6 protein-coding genes and 1 pseudogene are annotated in these 7396 nt (G+C 65.4%); 4 read left to right on the top strand and 3 right to left on the bottom strand.

Annotated elements, in window-relative coordinates; genetic code table 11:
- Positions 1 to 384: pseudogene (locus tag ABNS06_RS09230) on the top strand (phage shock protein operon transcriptional activator); the annotation flags it as partial.
- A 78-nt stretch (positions 385 to 462) separates the two neighbouring features.
- On the opposite strand, the gene ABNS06_RS09225 reads toward ABNS06_RS09230, so the two are convergent.
- Positions 463 to 2742: a hypothetical protein gene (locus ABNS06_RS09225; RefSeq protein ID WP_348674098.1), complete on the bottom strand. Its 2280-nt coding sequence runs from the start codon at positions 2740 to 2742 to the stop codon at positions 463 to 465.
- A 245-nt stretch (positions 2743 to 2987) separates the two neighbouring features.
- On the opposite strand from ABNS06_RS09225, the gene ABNS06_RS09220 reads away from it, so the two are divergent.
- The 3 genes from ABNS06_RS09220 (at position 2988) to ABNS06_RS09210 (ending at position 5736) form a co-directional block, all read left to right on the top strand.
- Positions 2988 to 4334, top strand: coding sequence for an MATE family efflux transporter (locus ABNS06_RS09220; RefSeq protein ID WP_348674096.1), 1347 nt, complete (start codon positions 2988 to 2990; stop codon positions 4332 to 4334).
- A 52-nt stretch (positions 4335 to 4386) separates the two neighbouring features.
- Positions 4387 to 5022: a peroxiredoxin gene (locus ABNS06_RS09215; RefSeq protein ID WP_348674095.1), complete on the top strand. Its 636-nt coding sequence runs from the start codon at positions 4387 to 4389 to the stop codon at positions 5020 to 5022.
- Between the two features lie 84 nt (positions 5023 to 5106).
- Positions 5107 to 5736 (top strand): outer membrane beta-barrel protein, encoded by a 630-nt coding sequence (locus ABNS06_RS09210; protein WP_348674093.1) that lies wholly within the window; start codon positions 5107 to 5109, stop codon positions 5734 to 5736.
- Between the two features lie 6 nt (positions 5737 to 5742).
- On the opposite strand, the gene ABNS06_RS09205 is transcribed toward ABNS06_RS09210, so the two are convergent.
- On the bottom strand, positions 5743 to 6234 hold the full coding sequence (locus ABNS06_RS09205) for a hypothetical protein (protein ID WP_348674091.1): 492 nt from the start codon (positions 6232 to 6234) through the stop codon (positions 5743 to 5745).
- A 39-nt stretch (positions 6235 to 6273) separates the two neighbouring features.
- A partial coding sequence (locus ABNS06_RS09200) for a cellulose binding domain-containing protein (RefSeq protein ID WP_348674089.1) occupies positions 6274 to 7396 on the bottom strand: 1123 nt, incomplete at its 5' end.

Genomic DNA, 7396 nt, shown 5'->3' with positions numbered 1-7396 from the left:
GCGGCGACACTCCAGCACTACGAGTGGCCGGGCAACGTCCGTGAGCTCAAGAACGTGGTGGAACGAGCGGTGTACCGAACGGCGACCGGCAAACCCGTCTCCAGAATCGAGTTCGACCCGTTCGCGTCACCGTTTCGGCCGGCATCCCGGATGCCCGAAAGCATGCCGGCGGCCACGATCCAGGTCGGAGCGGGACAGAGTCAGGTGCCGGAGCCGGTTCAGTACCCGTATGACTTTTCCGCCGCGGTCGCGGAGTTCGAGGCCGACAGGCTGATGCAGGCGCTGGACGCTCACCAGCATCACCAGGGGCGTACAGCCACGGCGTTGCAACTCAGCTATGACAAGCTGCGCGGCCTGCTGAGAAAGCACGACATCTCCCGTTAGGGGAGGGCGTTCGTTCGCGGCGGGGTGCCCCGCCCGGCGGTCGTCAATGGCCCGCCGGGCGCATCCACCACCATCGGTCTACGGGCCGTCGGGTGCCGGGGTGAACGTCACGCCGTAGCTGAGCTGCCTGAAGATCCCTCGCGGTGTGGTCGCCGTGATGCGGATGGAGCCCTGGTCCGCTTCCGCGTCCGGATCCGGGCCATCGATCGAGAACACGTACAGGTGCGACAGCAGCGAGTCGCTGGTCGTGCACAGCACCTCGTAGCTGGCGATGCCGGCCGGTGAGCCGATGTCGGTGTCAATCACCACCGTTGTCCCCACCGGCAGGGGTTGCCCGCGCTCATCGCGCAGGATCACGCCGATGGATGCGCCGCCGATGAAGGATGTCGGATCGCCGTTGTTGTCGAACTGCTGCCCGAGATTCATCGTGCCGTCGAAGTCGGCCGAATTGCTCGTCAGGGCCACGCCGGTGGGCGACGGATCGGTGCCGGTCTGATCAAGGACCAGCAGGCTGTCATTGAAGCCGTCGCCGTCGGCGATGAACTGTCCGTCGACATGGGCGGTGGAGCCGGAGAAGATCAGAACCAGCGATTCGCGGACGCTGAGCAGCGTGCCCTCGGTCGGATCGTCGCAACCGCTCTCGCACAGCAGACCGGTGAAGCTGCCGCTCGCCGGGTTGTGCAGGTTGTCGTTGTTGAAGTCGACGTTCGAATCGGCCTCGATTGAGGTGAACGGTCGGTTCGGTGTCTGACGGCCGTTGGTGCCGAAGCCGAGGGCGTCGTAGGTGCCGTCCTCGTCGCGATCGAGGAATGCCTCGGGCAAATCCTGGATGGCCAGATTCTGCTCGCCATCCTGGTGAACGCCGTCACCGTTACTGTCGAAGAAGCTTTCCTCGCCGGTCGCGGTCGCCAGTACGGTGGTCCGTCCGTCCTCGGGCCGACGTCCCTGGCTGCGCCAGGTCACCGAACACGCGCCGGTCGCGTCGACAAAGCACTGTCCGTCGATCGAGCCCTCCTCCGTCGTGAAGGCGACGGCGGTGCCCTCCGGAACGGGGTTGTTGAAGCGGTCGGCGAGGCGGATGTTGACTTGGGTTTCGACGCCATCGTAGTCGAAGGCCTCAAGGTTGAAGCACTCCGCGGTCAGCGAGAAGCTGTCGTTGTCGACGATGCCGGAGGAGATCACCAGCTGATCGGACTGGCTGGAGATGGTTTCGCCCGAGTTGCCGTCGGTGGCTTCGGCGCGGACCCGAACCGAGGTGTGCACGGTTCCGGCTCGAACCACGACGGAGACCTGACCGTCGGAGTTGGTGATGCCCTGGGTGTCCGACAGCTCGATGCCGCCGGTATTCCGGTCCAGCGAGAACGTGACCGTTTCGCCTTCCACCGGATCGCCGACGTCGTCCCGCAGCAGGAAGGTGACCGTCGAGGTCTCCTGAATGCCCTGACCGCCGGTGCCGCGCAGGCCGATCACGGGCGGGTTGGCCTGGACGAACTCAAGCGCCCCGAGATTGGCGGGCCGCACGGTCAGTGAACCGGTCGCGGACAAGGTCTTCCCGAACGCGGTCGTGGATGCACTGATGGTGTCGGTGATTTCGGAGCCGCTGGCGCATCCGGCGTCCTGGAATGTCGAACGCGCGGTCCCGTTCACCGAATTCACCGGCGAATCCAGGCTGGCGTCGTTGCCGCAGACGGCGCTGGAGAAGGCGACGCTGAGGGTGGACGATGTGACCAGATCGTCGTTCTGATCGACGAAATCGACCCGCAGGCCGGAGGAGCCGCGCGTTGCGATCGGAGACTGGCCCACCGCGATCGCGCCTTCGGTGAAGGTGCCGGCGTCCAGCACGCCCATGCGAACCACCCGCACTTCGACATTGCTGGTGGCGGTCAGCGTCTGGTCGCCAAAGCTGGCGGTCGCGGTCACGGCATCCTGTCCGGCGCAGGCGACCGTGCCGGTGTAGACCGTCGAGGCGCTACCGGACGTGCCGGTGGATCGGTTGGTCGGCAGCGCGGAGGCGTCCGCGCAGTTGGCGGTGAAGGCGACGGTGATGGCCTCGTCGGTGTACGGCGTGCCGTTTTCGTCAACGATGTCCACGCGCAGCGCCGTGCCGACGCCGTCGGCGATCGGCGAGTCCTCGACGAAGATGACGTTCTGGGTGAAGGTGCCGGTGTTTCCGTCCAGCGTGCCCATGCGCAGCACGATCTCGTTGACCGGGTCCGTGGGGTCGTCGACGCCGCCCGTGCCGTCGCCGGAATCATCGTTGTCGCCGGAAAGTGTGTTGTCACTTCCACAGGCGATGATGCTGACGCTGATCAAGGCCAGCACGATGGCGCGTAGCCACGCGGAAAATTGCGTATTCATCTATTCCCCCGACTTGGCAGACGGACGCACCTGCGCCCGCGTGATCCCTTATCGATGCAGAGTAATGGAGCGTTTCAGCCCAAACAATAGCGATTCGAAGTCAAATTGCCGTTAAAAGAAGCACTTAGGCCCGGGACTTCAAGCATCGATTACAGCGCCCCTGAGTCCGGATGCGAGGCCGGCCTCCGATAGGCGGCAGATTTCGCTAGACTCCCGCGCCCTTTTCGCGCTCGCAAGGTTTCGTCATGGCCGCGCTGCTGGCTGAAATCCGCGCCTCGGTCCGCTTGGCCACCCCGATCGTCCTCGCCCAGTTGGCGATGATGGGGTCGCGTGTCGCGGACACGATCATGGCGGGGCGTCTGTCGGCCGCTGACCTGGCCGCGGTGGCGTCGGGTGCCAGCTACTGGATGATCCTGGGGTTGCTGGTGATCGGGCTGGCCAACGGCTTGTCGCCCATCGTCGCGCACCAGCGCGGTGCCGGGGAGGCGTCCGATCACATCGGCCGCTATCTCCAGCAATGCCTGTGGGTGGCGGTGCTGGTCGGGTTGTTGCTGCTGGTGGTCATGCGGGTCACTGCCGCGCCGCTGATGCAGCGCCTCGGGCTTTCGCCGGCGGGTACGGAGGCGGCAACCGGCTACCTGCGCGCGGTTGCGCTGGGCTCGCCCGCGTTCGCGGTGTTGCTGGTGCTGCGTTTCGGCGCGGACGGCATGGGCGAAACCCGGCCGTTTCTGTGGGTCGGGATCGCCGGTCTGATCGTCAATGTGCTGCTGAACTACGTGCTGATGTGGGGCAACTGGGGTGCGCCGCGTCTGGGCGCGCTCGGATGCGGCTATGCCACGGCCATCGCCGACACCACGATGATGGTCCTGTTTGCGCTTGCCTACCGCGGAAATGTCCGGCTGCGGGCGTTGAACCTGTTCGCCGCCTGGGTGGCGCCACGCTGGTCGACCATCCGCGACTGGCTGATCGTCGGGTTGCCGATTGCCGCGATGCTCACGTTCGAGGCCGGCTTCTTCGGTGCGACCTCGCTGGTCATGGCGCGATTCGGCGACATCCCGGCGGCCGCGCATCATGTCGCGATCAACTACTCGGCGGTTTGTTTCATGGTGCCGCTGGGCATCGCCTTCGCGGCGACGGTGCGAGTCGGTCACGCCATGGGCCGCGGTGATCCGGAGGCCGCGCAGCGGGCCAGCTGGACCGGTGTGGGTCTGAGTCTGCTGTTCGCCTGTCTGTCGGCGACGCTGATGCTGCTGGCGCCGGATGTCATCGTGCGGTTGTACACGGACAGCGAGCAGGTCGCGCCGTTGGCCGTGCGGTTGCTGTTCTGGGCGGCGCTGTTCCAGCTGTTCGACTGCCTGCAGGCGTCGGCCGCCGGGGCACTGCGCGGCTACAAGGACACGAGCTGGCCCATGGTCATCACGCTGGTGGCTTACTGGGCGGTCGGCATGCCGCTGGGCACCGTGCTGGCATTCCGCTTCGAGTTCGGTCCGAATGCCCTGTGGTGGGGCATCATCGCCGGCCTCGGCAGCGCGGGTGTGCTGCTGGCATGGCGGCTGGCGCATCGTGCCAGACGCTATAAGCAAATGTCTTGAGAACTCCGCGTGGCGGGCGCATCGTCTGCCCACGTTTTCACGGAGGAACGCAATGGCTCTGCAACTAGGCGACATCGCACCGGATTTCGAAGCCGACACGACGATCGGTCGGCTGCGCTTTCACGACTGGCTGGGTGAATCCTGGGGTGTGCTGTTCTCGCACCCGAAGGACTACACGCCGGTCTGCACCACTGAACTCGGGTTCACCGCGAAGCTGAAGGACGAGTTCGCCGCGCGTGGCACGAAAGTCATTGGCCTGTCGGTGGATTCGGTCGAAGACCATCACGGCTGGTCCAAGGACATCGAGACCACTCAGGGCGTGAAGCCGGACTTTCCGATGATTGCCGACGCCGATCGCAAGGTGTCCGAACTGTACGGAATGATCCACCCCAAGGCGGACAACACGCTGACCGTGCGCTCGGTGTTCATCATCGATCCGAACAAGAAAGTTCGGTTGACGCTGACCTATCCGGCATCGACCGGCCGCAACTTCAACGAGATCCTGCGTGTGCTGGACTCGCTGCAACTCACCGACCAGCATCAGGTGGCGACGCCGGTGAACTGGGAGCCGGGCGATGACGTGATCATCGTGCCGTCGGTCTCCGACGAGGAGGCGCGGACGAAGTTCCCGGATGGCTGGGATGCCAAGACGCCGTATCTGCGCGTGGTCAAGCAGCCGCAATCCTGACCGGATCGGGCGGGCGCAACACGCCCGCCCGTTCTCCGACTCCGCTATCATCGGCGCCGGAGACGAACGGGAACGGAGATTCCGATGGGCAAGGGAGTTGCGATTGCTGGCTTGTTGCTGTGGGCGGGTGCCTGCGCCGCCGGTTCCACGCAGGCCGATTATTTCGAGCTGCACTACAGTCAGACCGAGTTCGGCAGCAACGGCCCGGATCGTGACAGCGATCTGGGGTTCGGACTTCGGTTCGCGAAATCGTTCTGGGGGTACGCGGCCTGGTACGCCGACCTGGACTGGCGTGAGGACCAGAAAGACCCGGAACTCGATTTCATTTCCGCCAGCATTGGCGCCGGACCGCGTTATGTCTTTGAATCAGCCGGCGATCTGGCGGTTCAGGCGGCCGTGAGCTTCGAACACATGCGCTTTCGCATCCAGGCCGATGATCCGGCCACGCCGATGACGGAAGTGACGACCATCCAGAACAACGGTATCGGCGGATCGCTGGGCCTGTCGTTTCCGATCGGAGACCGCAGTGAGTTGTTCGCGCGCTACACCTACGTGGACATGGTCGATGCCGATGCGGATGTCGACGACGACAAGATCTTCCTCGGCGGATTCCGCTGGGGGCTGACCGACGCCTTCTCGGCGGTGCTGTCCCTGCAGGACTACGAGACGCTGGATACGACGGAATTCCGAGCAGGATTCGCCGTCAGTTTCTGAGCGGGGTCAGCGCAGCGGCTGTCGCCGTTCGTAGTGGATTTTCCAGACGGTTTGCCAGCTCTGGCCGCCGTCCAGCGAGCGTTCCCAGTTCCAGTCCAGCGAGTTCGGACGGATGTTGTACCAGAGCATCCGTTGCAGCATGGGCTCGCCGTCCGGTGACGTGGCGGGGCGGAACAGTTCCATCGTGCCGTCGGGGTTCAACCCGCCGGTGAAATCCAGGTACGCGCCGGTGTTGTCGGCCCAGGTCTGCTTCCATTCGTCGGACCTGGCGTCGTAGACCGACAGACTGGTGCCGACCAGTCGATCGCCAGGACGGGCGTCGAACTGCTCCCGGATGACCTTGCCGTTCAGTTCCCGGGTGATGGTGTTGGTGGCCTGTCCGTCCGAACCCCAGGTCAGGTTCCACTGGCCGACCCAGAAGTCGAAATCGTCCGCGCTGCCGGCGTAGGCCGGCAGGCCGAGACCGCACAGCAGCAATGTCACAACCGTTCGCATCATCGGTTCTCCCGCGCGATGTCCGATCAGTCTGGCACGCCGTCAGCGCAGCGCGCAAAAGCCGAAATGCGTCTGTTCGTCCGGCTTCAGTTGCGCGTTGTGGGGTTTTCCGCGAACGGTGAGCATGCCGTTCTCGCGGCTGTACTCGGCGTTCCAGAATTCGCGAATACGGCCCTCGACGGGCACCTGCGCCGCCCAGGTCGATGGCTGCGCTCCGGTGTTGCGCACGTCGACCTGGACGCAGTAACCCTCGCCCCAGTCCGATTGCAGGGTCAGCGTGGTGGTGATCGAGCCATCAGCTGGCGCGCGTGGCATTGCGGTGGGGCCGGACCTGCGGCGCTCCAGGCAGTAACCGAAGTGCGCGCTGGCGCCGGGGGCCAGCGTTGCATTCCATGACACGCCCCGGAAGCGGGTTCCCGCCGCGCCGGGTTCGGACGCCGCGTTCCACAGCTGGGAGATCTGGCCGTCCAGCTGCCGGCTGACGCGCCAGATGACCTGTCGCGACGATGTGTTGCGGACGGTGACTTGCTCGCAGAGCCCCTCGCCCCAGGTCGACAGCCGGTCCACATGAGTAGTGATGCCGGCGTCCGGCTGCTTGCCGGAGCGATCGCGTGACTCGGCCGGCGGTTCGGACCCGGCGTCGGATGTGGTCGCCTCGGTGTAGGCATCGTCCGGCGGCGGGGCCGGTGCCTCGGTGTCGCCGAACCACAGCGTTCGCAGCAGGCTGACCTTTTCCTGGTGCAGCGTCCGCCAATCGTCGCGGAGCAACCCGCCGGTGTCGTCGGAGTTCGGATTCCACGACCAGTAGAACCCGCTGTGAATGCCCTTGCCGATCAGATAGAACACCAGCGCGTCCTGCCAGGCGCGGTCACGTGGATCACCTTCGCCGTAGCGGCCGCCGAATTCCCCGAGCATCACGGTGTAGCCCTGCGCCACGAACTGGCCGAATCGTCGGTCCCAGATCTCCGGCATGTTGGCCGGAAACCGGGGGTCGTCGAAAAACGGCTGGGGGTGCACATCCGGGCCGTAGGTATGCGGAGCGAGCACGAGCCGGTCGGGCGGGATGTCCAGCGGCGTGCAGGCCATCGGCTCCAGATTCTCGCCCCAGAACGCCGGGCCATCGCGTGAACAGCGGCTGGTGTCGCTGATGCCCTCGACGAACATC

Origin of the sequence: uncultured Abyssibacter sp. (genome assembly GCF_964000955.1) — a bacterium.
Lineage (GTDB): Bacteria > Pseudomonadota > Gammaproteobacteria > Nevskiales > OUC007 > Abyssibacter.
This window is presented reverse-complemented; position numbering and strand designations above follow the sequence as displayed.